Below are 19,518 nucleotides of genomic sequence, written 5' to 3'. Positions count from 1 at the left end.
AAAATCTCATTTTATAATAGTAGACTTTTTAGCACAGAATATCACAATCATTACCACATGGCATCACATTTTGAAAAACTAGAAAATATGTACCTTAGAGCAAACGTAAACGCCATGCTCTACAATACCACAACATGCAAAATCGCAAAAGAAAGTGCCGAAATAGGATTAACTATTTCTGAAAAGTACTTTCATTCACTCGGAGCTATTCATGGCAGCGTATACTTTAAATTGTTAGATGACGCCGCTTTTTTCGCAGTTAACTCTATCGTGGAAGATGTATTTGTTCTTACTACATCGTTTCACGTAAATTTAACAAAACCAGAAAACCAAGGAAAACTTAGGGCAACCGGCAAATTAAAGCACCAATCGAAAAATCTCTTTATCGCAGAATCGATTTTGTACAATGAGGAAGGAAACCCAATAGCTTTTGGTACAGGAAATTTTGTAAAAAGTAAAATAGCACTTACAAGGGATATAGGCTATTTCTAAGGAAAGTAAAAAGTAATTTTAAAAATTTAAAATATCTATATTTACAGTAAGTGAGATTGTTAAAAATGAAAATCAATGAACGCAAAAGATACTATTACTAAACTTTTAATAGTGGTTATATTACTATTAAATGGTTGTTCGAAAACAAAACCAACGGTAAATGAAAAAAAAGAGATAGCAGACATTCAAAAGATAAAAGAGCATACTTCGCTAGCAGTTTTATGGCAACAAAATGCTGCAGAATATAAAGCATTGTGCATCAAGCTTTTAATATTGCCGCTTTAAAGTTAAAAGAAATGAAACTTGAAAAAGGGTTTAAATATGCTGTAATAACCGATATCGACGAAACCGTTCTAGATAATAGTCCTTACAGTGCTATGCAAATAAAAAAAGATGTTGATTTTAATAGTAAAGATTGGATCACATGGGGGAAATTGGAAAAAGCAAAAGCACTTCCTGGCGCAGTAGAATTCTTTACCCTAGCAGATTCTTTAGGTTTTTCTGTATTTTATATTTCCAATCGATCGAATGAACAACTTCAAGAAACAATAAACAATCTTAAAAAATGGCAACTTCCAAATTGTGATGCAAAACATGTTTTTTAAAAAAAGAAACTAGCGCCAAACAAAAAAGAAGGGATGAAGTTTTAAAAAATTACAAAGTAGCATTGTTTTTAGGGGATAACTTATCTGATTTCTCAGCGCAATTTGACCTTAAAAGCACCATGCAAAGAAATAAAATAGTGGACAGTTTACGCAATGATTTTGGCACTAAATTTATTGTTTTTCCAAATCCAATGTATGGAGACTGGGAATCCAAAGGCATCTATGAAAACAAAAAAAGTTGGAGCGATTCCCAAAAAGATTCCATTCGTAAATCTAAGCTTAATGACTTCTAATAGTGTAAAACTGTCTTTTTTATATGATAAAAAGAGATATTTACATCGTAAAATATTGGCTCTGTAATTCTACTACGTTAATTTTTTTGTATCTTTAAAAAACCCATAAATGTTTCTCAAAAGTTGTTATTATTACCGGCTGTAAAGAATCGTAAAGATTAAGAATTTCAAGCAAAAGCTTTACCTTTTGGGAACTGCGTGTCAACTTGTTTTTTCTCCAAATTATTGTACTAAAAAGTGAAAAAGTATCCTAAAATCCATACCTATGAGATTATATAGAATTGCAGACCGTACCTACGAATTTAATATTCACAAAGAAATAACCGAAGAAGATTTTGATATAATGGCATGTACCTTTCAGGAATTTCACGATAGAGGAGAGAAAATAAATTTACTGGCCATTTTTGATAGCTTCCCTACCTTTAGTAACCTTGTTACTCTTAGTGGTTTTTTTAAACTCAAGTTTAAGGGTTTTGGTATTATTCGAAAGTATGCGATTCTCGCTGACGAAAAACGTTTAAAGGAACTCATTCCTATAGCTAACTTTTTTACTCCTTCTTTTGAAGTTAAGTCATTCCCTAAAAGTGACAAAGAAGCGGCGATTGCATGGTTAGAAAAAAAAGAAAACAAAGAATACTTACCAGAAGATTACTTAACGGGTATAACAATAGATAAGCTTGGCACACGGTGTTATTTGATAGAACTAAATAATGAAAAAATAGATCATGCTGCAATGACAGCCTTATCCTCAATTTTAGAAAACTTAGAGAAGGGAAGTAAAATCAATTTAGTTATAAAATTTCTAGAAATCCCATCGATTGAAAATTTCAAAACTCTCATAGAAGGTTTAAAAGTAGATTTAAAAATATTTGGTAGACTTCACAAATATGCCATTGTCTCCGAAGTAGCATATATGGATACGCTTGCCAAAACTACTGACCTTTTACTTCCTGGCGTTTCGATAAAAGCTTTCGATTTTTCTGAATTTGAAGCAGCAAAAAAATGGGTTTTAGAGCCCTGATAATTTACCCAGTAATATTTAAATCATACGTTATTTGATGTTAGCTCTGTATACTAATTACTTACCTTAAAATTACAGGTTTTATTATTTTAAACATGCACGACAATACAATTCAAGGATTACTGGTGCGGATTTTAAAATAATTTAACATTCACGAAATATTATTTTTAAAATTAAATAGCTATTTTTCAAACCTTATCCTATGGGTATAGGATTATATTACAAATTGCTTAGGTCAAAGAAACCCATATAAATTCTATGATATTTCAAAATATTTATTAAAAAGTTCAAATGACGTATAACAGAAGAAAATTTATTTCATTTTTAGGAAAAGCGAGCATAGGAGCAGTATTCGTTCCTCCGTTTTTGGTGAATTGTAGTAGCACAACTAGTCCTTTTGAAAAGGGAACAATATCCAAGAGGACACTAGAAAAACTTAAAACCATTGCTTTAAAACACCTTGCGCCTACCGACAGGGATGATTTAGTACTTACAGAAGGTTTACACTATCATACAGTACTTAAATGGGGAGATAAAATTAACGATAAAGACACCTTTGGTTTTAATAATGATTTCACCTGCTTTATTCCTCTTGACGATACGAATCCTAAAGATGGTTTGCTATGGGTGAATCACGAATCGGTAAACCCATTGTTTGTATCTGGATTTAACCACCGAGAATTTACGAATCCGGAGGCACACAGAACTAAAGAACAAGTAACCAAAGAAATGTATAATGTTGGTGGTAGTATTGTTCGAATTAAAGAGACAAATGGCACTTGGACTATTGTAGAAAATGATCCGCATAATAGAAGAATAAATGGTTCAACACCAATAGCATTAAACTGGGACGAAGCTATTATGGGTAAGAACACAGTAATTGGAACTAATAGTAATTGTTCCGGTGGTTTAACGCCTTGGCGAACTTTTATAACTTGTGAAGAAAATTACGATGATTGTTTTGGGGAAACCGTATACGATGCCAATAATAATCCTTCGCACAGAGCCAGCTCTTATGGATGGGAAAAATTTTATAACTATCCCCCGGAACATTATGGATGGGTCGTTGAAATCGACCCAAAAGATGGAACCGCGCAAAAGCACATTGCGCTTGGACGATTTGCGCATGAATGTTGTACGCTATACGAATTACCTAATAAGCATGTTGTAGCGTACACAGGGGATGATGCTAACGATGAGCATCTTTATAAATTTGTGTCCTCGAAACCAAGATCGTTAAAAGAGGGAACTTTATATGTTGCAGATACCTTAAACGGAAAATGGCTAGCCTTAGATTGGGAAACACAACCAAGCTTACAGAAGAGGTTTAAAAATCAAACAGAAGTTTTAATCCGAGCTAGAGAAGCTGCTAAAATATTGGGTGCTACCCCGCTTAATAGACCGGAAGATATTGAAATTGATCCGATTACCGGAAATATTCTAATCACCTTAACCAACAATAAAAGAAAAAATGATTATCATGGGTCTATTCTAAAAATTGAAGAACACAGAGGTGCGTTTGATGCTTTAACTTTTAAAGCTTCTACCTATATTGCTGGAGGGGAAGAAAATGGTTTTTCGTGTCCGGATAATATGGCTTTTGATATGGCTGGTAATTTATGGTTTACATCAGATATATCTGGAAGTTCTATGAATAGAATAGACAGGCCATACATGCCCTTTAAAAACAATAGTTTATTCGTAATTCCCAGGTATGGCAAAGACGAAGGTAGAGTTATTCGTGTGGCTTCTGCTCCAACAGACGCAGAACTTACAGGGCCTTGGTTCTCCCCAGATGGAAAAACATTATTTTTAAGTGTACAACACCCTGGCGAGCAAACAAAAGATATTCTAAATCCGACAAGTAAATTCCCTTTTGATGACGATGAGATACCCAAACCTACCGTAGTAGCGATTACAGGTGCCCTAATTGAAAAAATGAATAATTTACAATTGTTAGAGGCTAATGTATAAAAATAGTGTAGAACCCCTTGCTATCATTTTTATAAATCTTAGCAAATACAATAAAAAACACCATGGGCAAACCATGGTGTTTTGTTCTAACTAATTCAAAGTTTTTATATTGTATCTCCCTAATACGAGGCAAAATTAACCTTTTTACGCCTAACCAACGTAAATTAATAGTTATCATTTGTTACCCCTGAACACCAAATAAAAATATTATTCTTACTTCTGTGGCGTGTATTTTGTAATTATAAATTCACTTCTGCGATTCATGGCATGTTCGTCTTCCGAACAAGGTACTCCATCCGAACATTTATTCGTAAGTCTTGACTCCCCATATCCATTGGTCGAAATTCTATCTTCTTTTATTCCTCTAGCGAGAATCCATTGTTTCATTACAGCAGAACGCTTCTGTGACAATTCCATATTGTACGAATCACTTCCTCGGCTATCTGTATGCGAATTAATTTCAATGTGTAAACTAGGATATTTTCGCATTATATCCACAATGGTTAAGATATTAAGTACCGATTGGGTAGAGATATCCGCCCTGTCAAAATCATAGTAAAAGGGTGCAATATTTAAGACATGTTCGTTATTTTCAATTAAGATATCTTTCTCTTTAAGAGTAAGTGCTACATAAATTGTATCTGCATTTTGCTCGGTAGAACTAATTTGGATACTATCTTTTGAAAATTGGGGTTTTTCTGCAATGAGATCGAGTTTTTCAAAACAGTTTACGCTGAACAAAAACTCTCCTTTGGCATTACTAAAAACACTATCTACTTTACCCGTATTTTCTTGATATAAATTCACTTTTACATTCGGTAATATAGTTTTCCCGGCTGTTTTTGTCTGTAATATACTATCAATGAAAGATTTAGTGTTCGATTCTGTGATCGTATTATTCGCTATAGCAATAGAACTTTTTGTAGAGACGCCCTGAATAGAATCACGTATTCTTTTCATTTCATCATGAAAATAATACTCCATCGCCTGAATCGAATCTAATCGTTTAGGTTCTTTATAGGTAATCCCTTTGATGTATTGCATACAACTGCATTCAAAAGAATATATATCATCATCTCCTTTACCCCCAGGTCTATTAGAAGAGAAGTACCCACTATTTTTGGTATCTCGGAAAGAGATGGAAAAGTCATCACTGTAACTGTTTAATGGTCGAGGCAAATTTTTTGCTTCTGCAGTAGGAAGGCCATCCTCGTTTAAAGAAACCGAAAAAATATCCAAGCCTCCCTGGCCAGAAACATAACCATCACTTGAAAAATACAATTCGTTATTTTTCCAAACTGTAGGAAAAACTTCTTTTCCTTTGGTGTTTACTTTAGGTCCTAAATTAATGGGGCTTCCATAACTGCCATCCGGATAAATAGTTACCATATAGATATCAGTCTCTCCATATCCGCCCGGCATATCCGAAACAAAATATAATTTTGTTTCGTCTGCATTTAATGCGGGATGCCCAGTTTGGTAATTTTTGTTGGAAAAAGGCATTTCCTGCTCCACCCATTTTCCCTGGGTATCGCGAACGGCTTTGTACAACTGAATTAAATTTCTTCCAAGAGAATCTTTCACATATTTCTTTTTAAAATAATTACTTCTAGAAAAATAGATGGTATTTAAATCATTGGTGAATTCTACATCAGCATCATGGAATTTTGTATTAATCGATTTAGAAAACTTCTTTGTGCCATAGAATTCTCCATTTTTTCCTAGCGTCGCGGTATACAATTCTAAAAAAGGTTGGTTATTCCCACTCCATTTAGGCTGACGAATCGACCTCTCTTTCCTAGAAGAAGAAAATATGACTGTAGAGTCTGTATAGGAAAACAAATCAAAATCTTGGTATTTGGAATTCAGATTTAAATTTTTAACGGAGCACTTATCCTCTTGTGAAAAAAGAAGATTGCTAGCTGCTAGAAAAATAAATACTGTAAAAATATAAGGCTTCTGCATATCTATTTAGGTTAAAAAAATCGAGGACTTTTCATGTCTCTTCTGTTAAATTGATATATAAGTAAAAGCTCATGGGTACCAGAATTAAAACGACCAAAATCGGATAACGAATACTCATAGGCATAACTAACTCTAAATTTTTGAGTAGCTTGAATTCCCATCATTGCCGCAAGAGAATCATCTACTCTGTAGGAAAGACCAAATTCTAAATTATCATTAAGCAATAAATTCGTAGACAAATCAATGGAAATAGGCGACCCAGAGGCCATTTTCAACATCGTTGATGGCTTTAATTTAATATTATCGGATATTTCAAAAACATATCCTGAAGTAATATAAAATGGTGCCGTATCATCGGTATTTATATTATCGTCTACATCTAAGTCATCATATTTTAGTTTTAGTAAATTCGGTGAAGAAAAGCCTGCATAAAATTTATCGGTATAATAAAAAATTCCCGCACCAAGGATAGCAGATGTTTTATTAATGGGAACATTTATTGGATCGGGATCAATGGTAGTTAACGTTCCTAAATCAAAGGTATTTAATCCTGCTTTCAAACCAAAAGCTAATCTCCCCTCTGAACCCGTAAAAACGGTATAAGATAAATCAGTGGTAATTCTATTTTCTCGTACTGGACCTATCCTATCGTGAAGTACCGATACCCCCAATCCTAAAGATCTTCCGATAGGAGTATCAAAACTGAGAACTGCAGTTCTCGGAGCGCCAACAACATCAACCCATTGGGTTCTTCCTAATACTCGAACCACCGGAACTCCATTGGAACCTGAATATGCAGGATTCAATACCGGCATGGCATACATATATTGTGTTATTTGTGTATTTTGCTGCGCGAATACGCTGGTAATACCAAAAACACACAGTATAACTATAAATTTGATTTTATTCATTATTTTCAATCAATTAGCATTTTATTGTCTTAAATAAACCCACCCTGTGATAGGTTTGCGATCTCCATTGTTAAACTCAATAGAATAAAAATAGGAGCCATCTGGCATAATGCCATCACCCGTATTCATTCTTCCCTGTGAAATACCGTTCCACCACAGAGGCTCTTTGTTAGGATTTCCATTGTGCTGGTATTCGTAAACTTTATTTCCCCATCGATTAACGATAACGATTTTAAAATTAGGGTATACTATCTGTAAATTTTGGATAACAAAGGTATCGTTGATATTATCCCCATTAGGTGTAAATTCTTCTGGAGCAATTACTCGTACATCTACGTCCAAATCTGCAGAATCGAAATCGTCTTCATTAGGATTTCCATTCCCCGGAGTAGAATCTGCATCCTGTTGGCCTGCAGTAAGAACTTCCGCAGTATTTTTCCAATTTCCAGACGGTAAAACTTTTACAGTAATGTCGAGAGTTTCTACAGCACCTGAATTCAAACTAGTATTCAAATCCCATATACCAGTAGTTGCATCGTATACTCCTACACTAGCGGTGTAGGATATAAATTCGTAACCAGTAGGAAGTACATCAAGAATCGTTACACCTGTTGCAGTGCTTGGACCTTCGTTAGAAACTTGAATGGTAAAATCTACTTGATCTAGCGCATACGAATTATTGGTACTTACTATTTTTACCAACTCCAAGTCGATTAGATCTGTAAGACTAATCGATGCACAACTTTGATCATTGCTAGGGTCTTTATCCGTAATGGTAGAACTAACTATGGAAGCACAATTCTCATAGTTCCCGGTACTATTTACCGTGGCAATAATTGTTAGTACCTCACTAGTGTCTTTCATCATATTGGTAATAGTCCAGAATCCAGTAGAGGTATCATATACTCCTGAGGTTGCCTGATACCTGGTAAACGTATATCCGTTTGGTACGATATCTTCAACGACTACCTCTCTAACATCTAATAACCCGTAATTAGTTAACTCGATTTGAAAGGTAACTTCACTTCCAATGGTAAATCCATTGGCACTTCCTTGCACGGTTTTTTCAAGGCCTAAATCGAGGTCTGAACCAAAAGATATGGAAGCACAAGCGTAATCATCTTCATTTGGATCCGAATTACCCGGAATAGAATCTAAATCGTCTTCATTCATTTTGGTAATCTCGGCACAATTTTGGTAATTCCCTGATCCTAGAACTTCGACATCTATTAAAAGTACGATATTTACAGAAGGTACTACGGTTCCGATATTCCAAATTCCAGTTGTTTCGTCATAGGTACCACTTGTAGAACTGTAATTGACAAACTTATAACCTGATGGTAATACATCGGTAACCTCAACTCCTGTCGCAATGGAAGCTCCTGAATTAGAAATTATTATTTCAAAAGTCTTAATATTTCCGTTCACTGGTGCCCCATCATTATCTACAAATTGTTTGGTCAAGCTCAAATCAACCCCTCGATCGGGAACAATAGAAACACTGCCTACATTATTCGATACGTCCATATCTGTTTGATCCGCAGATAAATTAGATGTTGTATTTGTAATGGTTTGTCCAATGGTACCAATATTAACCCTAGCTTCAATAACGAGTGTAGCGGTTTCTCCACTTTGCAAAGTACCAATAGTCCAAATTCCTGAACCGCTATTATAGGCACCCGAACTATCATCGCTTACATACGTTACGCCATTTGGCAAAGCATCGGTTATACGCACATTGGTGGCACGGTTTACTCCATTATTAGTTACTGTTATCGTGTAATTAACAGTGCTTAATTCAATAGGAATTGCATTATCTACCGTTTTCGTAACAGCCAAATCTATGCTAGCAACTTGTATTGATTCTTCTAAGTCGTCAGGAGTTACATTCCCATCTATTTGGTCTTGTGTATTGGAAATTGAATTGACGATAGTTTGTCCTGCTGTGCCAGTATTAACGACAGCACGAAGTAATAAAGTTTCACTAGCCCCAGCATTTAGTGTTCCAATATTCCATTGTGAAGAAGACCACAATCCTTCCGAAGGTATTGCTTGCACGAAAGTTAAACCTAATGGTAATGCGTCTTCCACTATTAAATTGGTTGCAGCAATCGCACCATTGTTAGTCACTGTAATTTGGTACTCTATTATATCTCCTTCATTGGGTAGGTTATTATCTACAGTTTTAGAAAGGACGATATCTGTAGTATTGTAAATAGTTATCGTTGCATCTAAAACATCGCCCTGGATGGTTGTATCCGATTGCTCTCCTTTTGCTGCGGAAGTAGTATTTGTTATACTAGTTCCTGCGGTGCCAGCGTCAACCTCAGCGACAATTGTTAATGCAACAGAGGAACCGTTGGAAACATCACCAATATTCCAAATTCCGGAACCACTATTGTAAGCTCCGCCACTCGTATCACTAATATAGGTAACTCCATTTGGTAAAATATCTGTCAAGACTACGTTGGTTGCGTTGTTTGGTCCTTTATTAGTTACAGCAATAGTATACTGTATCGTATCTCCCTCACTCGGCGTGTTATTATCTACTGATTTAATAGTTACCAAATTTGCAGAAGAAACTCGTATGGTTTCGCTTGCGTCATCTGGTGTTAGGTTGGTATCTATTTGATCTTGTGTATTGGTAATGGTATTGGTTAATACAGTTCCTGCTGTTCCGGAATTTACAAGTACCCTTAATCGCAAGGTTTCACTGTTTCCTGATGCTAAGGTACCAACATTCCATTTTGGTGCAATCCATGTTCCCTCAGAGGCGATTCCTTGAATATAACTTAAGCCCGAAGGCAACACATCTTCAACCACTAAGTTAGTTACTGGTATAGGACCGTTATTAGTCACTGTAATAGTGTATATTATTTCTTCACCCTCACTAGGAGTATTAGTATTTACTGCTTTTGCGATGACAACATCTGCCTCATTTTTAACCAAAATGGTTGCTTCTAAACTATCGCCTGTAGTTTGCGAATCAGATTGGTCTCCAGCAGCTGCAGTAGTTCTGTTAGTTATCGATTTTCCTGCTGTTCCTGGGGCAACCAGCGCCTGAATTTGGAGAGAAGCACTACTACTTTTTGCAAGTGAACCAATATCCCATATTCCGGTGCTACTGTTGTATCGTCCGGAACTATTATCACTGCTATAATTCACTCCGAAAGGAAGGTTATCTGTTAAACGTACATTAGTTGCATCACTAGGTCCATTATTGGTTACAGTAATTGTATATGTTATCGTATCTCCTTCCTCTGGATTTGTAATATCTACAATTTTAGTAGTTATTAAATCTACACTTGAAACAACAATGGTTTCGGTATTATCATCTAAAGTAAGATTTGTATCTAACTGATCCTGACTGTTGTTAATCGTATTGGTAATCGATAAGCCTGCTGTTCCTTGGTTCGTGCGTACTTTTAAAGAAAGTGATGCATTAGCTCCATTGGCAAGTGTTCCTACATTCCACACTGCATTATTCCAAAAACCTGCAGATGGAGTGGCAGAGACAAAAGTTAATCCATTTGGTAAAATATCTTTAATTGATAATCCTGTTACCTGAACAGGGCCATTATTTACTACACTAATGGTATACTCGATGATCTCATTTTCATTTGGAGTTGCATTATTAACTGTTTTGGAAATAACAATATCTGCGGCGTTGTCTATGTGAATGGTAGCATCCAATACATCACCGTTCGTGGTTGTATCGGTCTGATCCGATTGTGCAGCTGTGGTATGGTTTTTTATAAAGCTTCCCGAAGTTCCCACATCTACCGATGCCACAATATTTAATACTGCAATAGCACCGTTTGTAAGTGTTGGGAATTTCCATTCTCCAGTGGCACTATTATAAGTACCGTTTGAATCGTCACTTTGATACGTCACCCCATTTGGTAAATTATCTACTAAAACAATATTGGTAGCATCATCTGGTCCATTATTGGTAACTGTTATGGTATATGTGATACTTTCTCCTTCTGATGGTTCCGAAATATCAACTGTTTTCACCGTTACCAAATCTGCCGAAGTAACTCGTATGGTTTCTTCCGAATCATCTGTGGTAATGTTTGTGTCAAATTGATCTTGTGTATTAGAAATAGTATTTGTTATTGATTGACCTGCGGTTCCTCCATCCACTAAAACTTCCAAAATTAGGGTTTCTGTAGCACCCTTTGATAAAGAAGGTAGTTCCCAATTCGAATTCAAATAGGCACCATTAGTAGCAAGGCTAGATACGTAAATTAAACCGGAAGGAAGAATATCAGCAACGCTAATGTTTGTCGCATCAATTGGTCCGTTATTGGTAACCGTTATCGTGTAAGATATTCTATCTCCTTCATTTGGATTGGAGTTATCTACAGTTTTTGCTAGCACAATATCGGTTTCATTATCGATAAATAAAGATGCTTCCAATACATCCCCGTTGGTAGATAAATCTGTTTGGTCTGACACGGCTGCAGTGGTTTTATTAACAATGGTTGTTCCACCCGCAACATTATCAACACTAACCTCTATATTAAGTAATTTGGTAGCACCATTTACCAAATTACCTGCAAACCAAACACCTGAACCCACATTATACGAACCATTTGCATCATCTCTTATATAGGTAACGCCATTTGGTAATTTGTCTATTAAAGAAACTCGAGTGGCATCATTAGGTCCGTTATTAGTTACAGCGATAGTATAAATAACAGTATCTCCAATAGTTGGTCTACTATTATTTACAGATTTAACAGTAATCAAATCCGAGCTATTAACAGTGAGAGACTCCTCAGTATCATCTGGCGTTATATTTTGATCGAATTGGTCTTGTGTATTTGAAATTCTGTTTACTAAAGTTTGTCCAGCAGTTCCGTTGGCAACAAAAACTTGTAAAACTAAATTTTCGGTAACGCCCGGAGCAATGGTTCCAATATTCCAAGTTGGATACGACCAAATACCCTCTGAAGGGACACCTCCAACAGGAACTAAACCTGCATCTAAAACATCTGTAATTACTACATTTGTGGCGGCTATTGTACCATTGTTTGTCACCGACACTTCATATAAAACCGTATCGCCCTCATTTGGCGTTTTGTTGTTTACTACCTTACGCAATACGATATCCGTTCCGTTATCTACATATACCTCTGCGTCTAAAACATCACCCTTGGTACTAGGGTCAGATTGATCTCCAATCGCTGCAGTGGTAGTATTGGTAATTTTTGACCCTGCAGTACCGGTATTGGTGCGAGCGAGAATTGTTAACACTTCTGTATCTCCTGAACTAATATCACCAATATTCCAAAGACCAGAACCAATATTATAGTTTCCGGCGCTATTGTCACTAATATAGGTTACTTCACTAGGTAAAACATCTATTAAACTAACATTAGTAGCATCACTTGTGCCGTTATTGGTTACCGCAATCGAATACGTAATCACATCCCCCTCTCCAACCAGAGTATTGTCAACAGTTTTAACCGTTACCAAATCAGATAATGTCACGGTTACTGTTTCCTCTAGATCGTCTGCTCTCTGATTTAAGTCAAATTGATCTTGTTGGTGTGTTACCACATTAGTTAAGGATTGTCCTTCTGTCCCTGGTCCTACGAGAACCTCTAATGTTAAAACTTCGGTAACTCCAGGTTGAATTACAGCAACACTCCAATTAGGTGGAGACCATACGCCAACAGAGGTGTTTCCAGAAACATGGGTTAATCCGTTTGGTAGCAAATCGGTTAAGACGAGATTGGTCACTGCAATATTACCTGCATTGGTAACACTTATTGTATAGTTCACGATATCACCAACGTTTGGCGTTGGGTTATCTGCTACTTTGTTTACTACAATGTCTGTAAAAGTATTTACGAAAACGGTAGCTTGTAAAATATCTTCATCGGTTATTGGATCGGATTGATCTCCCTTTGCTGCTGTGGTAGTATTGGTGATTCGTTGTCCTTGCGTCCCAGCACCCACTTTAGTAAATAAGCGCAGAGAGGCATCACTTCCATTTTTGATATCTCCGATATTCCATAAACCTGTTCCAGAATTATAGGTTCCTTGACTTGCAACATCGACGACATAGTCTAAACCAGTAGGCAAAACATCGGTTAGCGATATATTGGTGGCTAACCCAGGTCCTTTATTCGCTACATTTATCGTAAACCAAATGGTCTCTCCTTCTTCAACTAATTGTTTTTGTACTGTTTTCTTAGTAACTAAATTTGTACTTGTCACCTGAATGGTCTCAGTGTCGTCATCTATCGTTAAATTTTTATCTTCTTGGTCTTGAGAATTCGAAACAACATTCGTGATAGATTGTCCGGCAGTTCCAGTATCGACCGTTGCCTCAATAATCAATTGTTCTTTTGCTCCTGGCAACATAGTTCCAATATTCCAATTTGGATAATTCCAATTTGGTGTTGTAGTTGTTGCATTCACATAGGTTAAACCTGTTGGTAATAGGTCTGTAATAACAGTATTGGTAATCGAACTTAAAGAATTATTTTCTACCGTTATTCTGAAGAAAATATTTTCTCCTTCATTCGGTGCCGAATTATTCACTGTTTTTGTCAGTATTACATCTACCAAAGATACTGGCGTTAATTCGACACTATCTTCATTATTATCTGGATTCTCATCAATTTCATTTAAAGATTGAAGGCTAACGGTATTTTTATACTCGTCTGCTACATTGGTAGGATCGAGAACAGTAGCCTCATAGGTTAGTACTTGCGAATTAGCGACATCAATAGCAAGATTAGACCATTCAATGGTTCTGTTTCCTGGATTTAAAACTCCGTTATCGCTTACAGAACCTGTTACTACCGAAATACCAACAGGTAGCTCGTCTAAAATAACAATTCCAGTAGCATCATTTATTCCTTCATTTTTAACCGCTATCGAATAGGTAACCGTAGATCCTATTATTGGATTTGGTACACTTACCGATTTTGCTACACTAATATCTGTAACTCCTGTAACGGTAATAATCACCGTATCTTCTTTTGGTGGACAAACGCCAAAAGAAACATTCCAAGTAAATTCATAGGTTCCTGGAATAACCCCAGTAATTTGGGTGTTTGGATCATTCTTATTGATAATTACAGGTGTGGATGGACCATTCTTAAACAACCATTCCCCTACTAGAGGAGTGACATCAGAAGCACTCATAAAAATATTATCAAACTGTCCTACAGTTTGGTCGGGTCCTGCATCTATAGTAGCTATGGTAGAATCGTCGTATATTTTAATTTCTACTGTATCGAAAGTACTACAACCGCCACTGGTTACGGTCCATCGGAAAACGTAAGTTCCCGATTGCAAGCCTGAAATTGCTGTTTCAGGAGCAAATTGATTAGCAATTACTGCAGAACTTGGTCCGGAATCTTGTGTCCAAGTTCCAGTCCCAACGCTGATAGTATTACCAAATAAGGTAGTAGTATCCGCATCACAAAGCTCCTGATCTGGTCCTGCATTGGCATCAGAGGCAGGAGGCTCATTAAATTCTACAATAACTGTATCTACAGAATCAGAACATACAGGGTTTCCATTGGAAACTGTCCATGTAAACTCATAACTACCCAGCGGTAAGGTAAAAGGATTATTAACTGTAAGAGTTGATTTCGGATCGTTCGGGCTATCAATAATAATTCCAGTTCCTCCCGAGGGATCCGCAGTTAACGTCCAGGTACCAATACCAGTTGTTGGTGGCACGGCATCTAACTGCGGTAAAACTTGACAAGCAGATGCACCTCCTGTTTGATCAGGACCTGCATCTGCTATTGACGGTGTATCATACACATTAATTCTAACCACATCTTTAATTTCTGTGCACGGTGCAGACCCGACATTCCACTCATAAATATAAAGCCCTTGGATAAGGTTAGATATCGTAGCATTTTTATCGGTATCGTCTGAAATCGTTGGGGTGTTTGGACCACTTACTAAAATCCAATTTCCAGGTTCTCCCGTAGCGGCCATGATTACACTGCTTGTAGTGTCGGTACAAATTTCTTGGTCTGGGCCAGCATATGGCGTATCTGGTAATTTTGTATTCTTTATCTCTAGCGAATCGGAACTCGTACAGGTTGTTCCCGCAGTAAAAGTAAAAACATACGTATCGGTCACCAATGGATCTAGCTCTGCAATAGCAGTATTATCTGAAGTGGTGGTTAAAGAAACCACAGCAGTATTTATAGGTGCTGTTTGTGTCCAAACTCCAATAGCTCCTTTGTTCGCTTCCAATAAAACTTGTGTTGCTGCACATAATTCTTGGTCTTTACCATCCAAATTAATTTCTGCAACCACTTCGGCTGTAGTTGTAGCTTCCGAATCTGGGCAATTAAAACCATTTCTACTAGTCCATTTAAACTCATAACGACCACTAATTAAATTTCTCACTTCAGAGGTAGGATCATTTGGATCAACAATTGTTGGGTTATTCGGACCAGAGACTACCGTCCAAGTTCCTGTTCCTTGCGTAATTATATTTCCCGTAAGCGTTAAGGTAGCAGCATTACAAACATCTGCTATTGGGCCTGCAACTGCAGGAGTAGGTCCTTGGCTAATTGAAAAATCAATCTGATCTTCCGAAGACTCGCAACTGCCTTTCGAAACTACCCATTTAAAACTATACTTTCCTTCGATTAAATTGGTAAAAGTAGCTTTTGGGTTATGGATATCGTCTACCGTCCAACCCGCATTTCCTGAAACTTGCTCCCATTTTCCGGAAAGTCCTGCAGCAGGGACATTCGCATCCATAACTACCCTATCCGAACAAACCTCTTGATCCGGACCTGCATCGATACCAATACTAGTATCTGGCCCTATGGTAACTAAAACAGTATCCTCTGTAGACGCAGAACAAAACAGAGCATTTACCGTCCATTTGAATTCGTAAGTTCCATCACTAGTCATACTTGACACATTGGCTGTAAAATCTCCTGTTGCTACAATTATTGGAACGGAAGGCCCGGAAACGAAGGTCCACTCTCCTTTTCCTCGAAATGGCGTCTCCGTTTCTACTGCTGTTAAAACTATCGCAGAGCTGCCGGTGTTTAAACATTGGTCTGGTCCTGCATCAGCTCTTGAAGGAGCTTCTACGACTTTAGTGTCGATAGTTACGTCATCCGAGGCATTACCACATTTTAAAGTACTAACGGTCCATGTAAATACATACGTTTGATTTTTTTGTAATCCAGAAACCGAAGTATTGGGCAGGGCATCGTCTAAAAAACAATCCCAGCACTTGGATTTACCGTCCATTTACCAGTTTGTCCTGGCTCTGGAGTATTTCCTTGAAGTTGATAGGTTCCTGCACATATGGAATCGTCTGGGCCAGCATCTGCTACCGGTGGCGTTGCATAGGTTACTTTTGTATCAGACGAAGAAACTGGTGCGTTAGGCCCTGCAAAAACTACATATCTAAACACATACTCTCCCGGAATTAAACCAGTTACAGTAGGATTCGGGATATTGATATCGGATATAACTGCTGTATTGGGTCCACTAACCTGAGACCACGTAGCGATTCCTACACTTACTGGATTTCCGGCAAGGGAAGTGGAAGACTGCCCACAATCGAGTACCGAATCAGAACCTGCATTCGAATCTGTGGGAGAAAGCGACACCGTGATGTTTATTTCATCAGAAGCTAGGTTACAACCTGTTAACACATCGCCTTGGGAATCTCGCACCATTCTTAGGGTATATACACCTGGCCCTGCATTTAAATCCAATCGCAAAGGACTTTGTCCTGCATTTTGTAGAGAAACTAACCCAGAAGGATCGGGTGCCGCAATAATTTCATAACGAGTACGGTTTCCTCCTTTTATCGAATAGGGAACATTAACTACCGTTTGGTCTAAATTTAACACCATGTCGTTTCCATTATTAATCGCAATGGTAACCGATGGTTTATTGAAATGAATTTTAGTTTCACTTCTCGAAATACAATTTGAATTGGAAGCACCTCCAATAATACTATACCTAAAGGTATATACCTTTGGAGAGGAGCCATCCAAATTAATTACCTGTGTTGTAGGACTGTTAGGGCTAACAATCGAGCCTGGCGGCAAAGTTGGTCCTCCCACCTGTGTCCATTGCACAGTTTCTCCTGCAAATTCTGGAACATTTCCTTTTAAAACAGCCGTAGTTACAGTAGGATCGCAAAATCTAATATTTCTTCTTTTAACCACTGCATCGGTAATATCTTGTGTGGCTGGAGGAACAGTAATCGTTACTTCGTCTTTTCCTGTCGCACAGGGCCCTGTAACCGTCCAACGAAAAACGTATACACCTTCGATAAGACCAGTAACTCGTGTCTTTTCATCATTTGGGTCTAAAATATTAGGCACATTAGGACCAGAAACAAAAGACCAGGTACCAATTTGCGAACCAGTTCCATCCCCACCTATAGATCCATCTAATTCTGTGGAGGTTGTTGTCATGTAACAATTTGACAAGGTCTTATCAGGACCAGCAATTGCTATAGGCTCTCCCCCAAAATTTGTTACGACCATCGTATCTTCGGTTATACAATTTGTTTTAGTATTTTCAATGGTCCAGCGCAGTGTGGTGGTCCCTACAGAAGTATCCGACAAGGTAATACTAGATGTCGGAGAACTTTTGTCACTAAAAGTTACTCCTGCCTGATTACTACCGAGCACCATCCAATATCCAATGACATCACCCGAACTAGTATCAAAGGAGTTAGCCTGTAAATTGTAGGTCCCAGGGCAACCTTCAATATCTGCTCCAGCATTAGCTATGGGTATAGGATTTACAGTAACTGAAATAGACTGAGAATTTGCTGCGACAGTGTCCCCACAAACTGCAGTTAGTTCAAAGGTATACACATTACCTCCAACAATACCGGTTACATCGGTAACTGCATTGTTCGGATTTTGTATAATGGTAGAAGGACCGCTAGTTTGCACCCACAAAGAGGAGGCAATTTGCCCTCCCAAAACACCGTTTAGCGTAAGTGTTTCTGTTTCACATATAGTAAAATCCACACCGGCGTTTACAGAACAATTCTGAGCATTAATAGTAAAAGTTGATAAATATAAAAAAAGAACAAAAACAACTACCTTAAATCTCTCTTTTCTAGAAATCATAGAATACAAAGCATTAACAATTTTAAAATAAACAGTACACTGAGGGGAATTGTAGTACGAATATAATAATATTTGTAGCAATAGAAAGAAGAATTTAAACTGAAAAATCATTTCGTTGAACTAAAGAAGGCAAACTTTGATAAAAAGATTTAATTTCTAATATTTTTATGATGTAAACAAATGCAATTTAACAACAATAATGGTATCTTGAACCAAATAAAAATCAATCATCATGCTACGATATCTCCTGGGTTCTATTTTACTTATTTCAACCTGTATCTTGTGTACATCGGAATCAAAAAAAGTAAACCATTACCAACTCCAATAATACGTGTAGATACCATTAACATTAGCACAGGACAAGAGTTAATTTTGAAATTCTACAACGAAAAAGAAGAAATGGTTCTACAATTCCAAAGTGAAGACTATATTTTAGAAAATCAAAAACCGGGGTCAGGCATTTGGTATAAAGGAGAAAATTTTGAAGTTCGAGGAAAAGGTAAAGAAATAACAGTATACCAAGATGGAAAGCTCTTGTTTAAAAAATAATATTCTAAATTAAAGTCACTGGTATATAATAGTAAAAATAAAAAAACCATGCTATACAACATGGTTTCTAACACAACTAATTATAACATACTTTTATGATGGAATAACACTGTAATAATAAAACAAAAAAGATGTTTCCTCTTAAAGTAATAGTTACTTAATGTTTATGGATTGGTAAAATCACGGTATCCTGTAAAATTTAAAAAAGCAATAATAAATCATTTTTTTTATTAATATAATTGTTAAATAATTTTAAAAAAAAGTAAAACAGCATGAAGTAATTTTGATGATTTTCACAAAAAAAACTATTGGTTTTCAGGCGGTATTCTCGTTAATATCTTAATAAGTTATTCAGTAACACTACATGTTTGTTTTAAATAATATCCAAAATAGTAAACAAAATAATTACCCTTAATAAAAGCAACACTTAAGCTCATTAAATCTATTTGTATTTACTGTATTTTTTTTATAGTTTTATAAAAAATTACTAACTAAACTATCTTAAATTATGTTTAAAAATAGCCTACGACTTACAGTCGTACTATTGCTTTTTGTATGTACTAGTACAATAGCGCAAAAGAAAAGACAAACTAC

10 protein-coding genes and 1 pseudogene are annotated in these 19,518 nt (G+C 36.7%); 7 read left to right on the top strand and 4 right to left on the bottom strand.

The annotated features are described in order from the left end of the window. Positions 1 to 57 precede the first annotated feature (57 nt). The 6 genes and pseudogenes from BSU00_RS00215 to BSU00_RS00190 all read left to right on the top strand — a co-directional run bounded on the left by BSU00_RS00215 (position 58) and on the right by BSU00_RS00190 (position 4,385). A complete protein-coding gene (locus BSU00_RS00215) occupies positions 58 to 492 on the top strand; it encodes a PaaI family thioesterase (protein ID WP_105002614.1) in 435 nt (144 codons plus the stop codon). A gap of 75 nt (positions 493 to 567) precedes the next feature. Beyond that, on the top strand, positions 568 to 777 hold the full coding sequence (locus BSU00_RS00210) for a hypothetical protein (protein ID WP_105002613.1): 210 nt from the start codon (positions 568 to 570) through the stop codon (positions 775 to 777). 11 nt (positions 778 to 788) lie between these two features. Continuing rightward, positions 789 to 1,097 (top strand): HAD family acid phosphatase, encoded by a 309-nt coding sequence (locus tag BSU00_RS13600; RefSeq protein WP_105002612.1) that lies wholly within the window; start codon positions 789 to 791, stop codon positions 1,095 to 1,097. 14 nt (positions 1,098 to 1,111) lie between these two features. Continuing rightward, a pseudogene (locus tag BSU00_RS13595) lies at positions 1,112 to 1,390 on the top strand (HAD family acid phosphatase); the annotation flags it as partial. Between the two features lie 265 nt (positions 1,391 to 1,655). Further along, a complete protein-coding gene (locus BSU00_RS00195; RefSeq protein ID WP_105002610.1) occupies positions 1,656 to 2,411 on the top strand; it encodes an STAS/SEC14 domain-containing protein in 756 nt (251 codons plus the stop codon). 291 nt (positions 2,412 to 2,702) lie between these two features. After that, positions 2,703 to 4,385, top strand: a complete 1,683-nt coding sequence (locus BSU00_RS00190; RefSeq protein ID WP_105002609.1) for a PhoX family phosphatase — start codon at positions 2,703 to 2,705, stop codon at positions 4,383 to 4,385. 213 nt (positions 4,386 to 4,598) lie between these two features. On the opposite strand, the gene BSU00_RS00180 is transcribed toward BSU00_RS00190, so the two are convergent. The 4 genes from BSU00_RS00180 to BSU00_RS12785 are packed head-to-tail and all read right to left on the bottom strand — an operon-like array spanning position 4,599 to position 18,375. Then, complete coding sequence (locus tag BSU00_RS00180) at positions 4,599 to 6,350, bottom strand: OmpA family protein (protein WP_105002607.1); 1,752 nt, start codon at positions 6,348 to 6,350, stop codon at positions 4,599 to 4,601. Positions 6,351 to 6,361: 11 nt separating this feature from the next. Next, complete coding sequence (locus BSU00_RS00175) at positions 6,362 to 7,261, bottom strand: type IX secretion system membrane protein PorP/SprF (RefSeq protein ID WP_105002606.1); 900 nt, start codon at positions 7,259 to 7,261, stop codon at positions 6,362 to 6,364. 21 nt (positions 7,262 to 7,282) lie between these two features. After that, positions 7,283 to 16,522 (bottom strand): gliding motility-associated C-terminal domain-containing protein, encoded by a 9,240-nt coding sequence (locus tag BSU00_RS00170; RefSeq protein WP_105002605.1) that lies wholly within the window; start codon positions 16,520 to 16,522, stop codon positions 7,283 to 7,285. After that, positions 16,486 to 18,375, bottom strand: coding sequence for a hypothetical protein (locus BSU00_RS12785; protein ID WP_146104768.1), 1,890 nt, complete (start codon positions 18,373 to 18,375; stop codon positions 16,486 to 16,488). Before BSU00_RS12785 ends, BSU00_RS00170 begins: the two co-directional genes overlap by 37 nt. Before the next feature lie 180 nt (positions 18,376 to 18,555). On the opposite strand from BSU00_RS12785, the gene BSU00_RS00150 reads away from it, so the two are divergent. Beyond that, positions 18,556 to 18,924, top strand: coding sequence for an MliC family protein (locus BSU00_RS00150; RefSeq protein ID WP_105002601.1), 369 nt, complete (start codon positions 18,556 to 18,558; stop codon positions 18,922 to 18,924). The last annotated feature ends 594 nt before the right edge of the window (positions 18,925 to 19,518 follow it).

It is taken from the genome of Tenacibaculum sp. SG-28, from assembly GCF_002954385.1.
GTDB lineage: Bacteria > Bacteroidota > Bacteroidia > Flavobacteriales > Flavobacteriaceae > Polaribacter.
This window is presented reverse-complemented; position numbering and strand designations above follow the sequence as displayed.

Bases quoted from the DNA above. Each gene is read 5' to 3' on its own strand.
- BSU00_RS00175 (WP_105002606.1), bottom strand. From the start codon at position 7,261: ATGAATAAAATCAAATTTATAGTTATACTGTGTGTTTTTGGTATTACC.
- BSU00_RS12785 (WP_146104768.1), bottom strand. From the start codon at position 18,375: ATGATTTCTAGAAAAGAGAGATTTAAGGTAGTTGTTTTTGTTCTTTTT.
- BSU00_RS00170 (WP_105002605.1), bottom strand. From the start codon at position 16,522: ATGGACGGTAAATCCAAGTGCTGGGATTGTTTTTTAGACGATGCCCTG.
- BSU00_RS00190 (WP_105002609.1), top strand. From the start codon at position 2,703: ATGACGTATAACAGAAGAAAATTTATTTCATTTTTAGGAAAAGCGAGC.
- BSU00_RS00150 (WP_105002601.1), top strand. From the start codon at position 18,556: ATGCAATTTAACAACAATAATGGTATCTTGAACCAAATAAAAATCAAT.
- BSU00_RS00195 (WP_105002610.1), top strand. From the start codon at position 1,656: ATGAGATTATATAGAATTGCAGACCGTACCTACGAATTTAATATTCAC.
- BSU00_RS00180 (WP_105002607.1), bottom strand. From the start codon at position 6,350: ATGCAGAAGCCTTATATTTTTACAGTATTTATTTTTCTAGCAGCTAGC.
- BSU00_RS00210 (WP_105002613.1), top strand. From the start codon at position 568: ATGAACGCAAAAGATACTATTACTAAACTTTTAATAGTGGTTATATTA.
- BSU00_RS13600 (WP_105002612.1), top strand. From the start codon at position 789: ATGAAACTTGAAAAAGGGTTTAAATATGCTGTAATAACCGATATCGAC.
- BSU00_RS00215 (WP_105002614.1), top strand. From the start codon at position 58: ATGGCATCACATTTTGAAAAACTAGAAAATATGTACCTTAGAGCAAAC.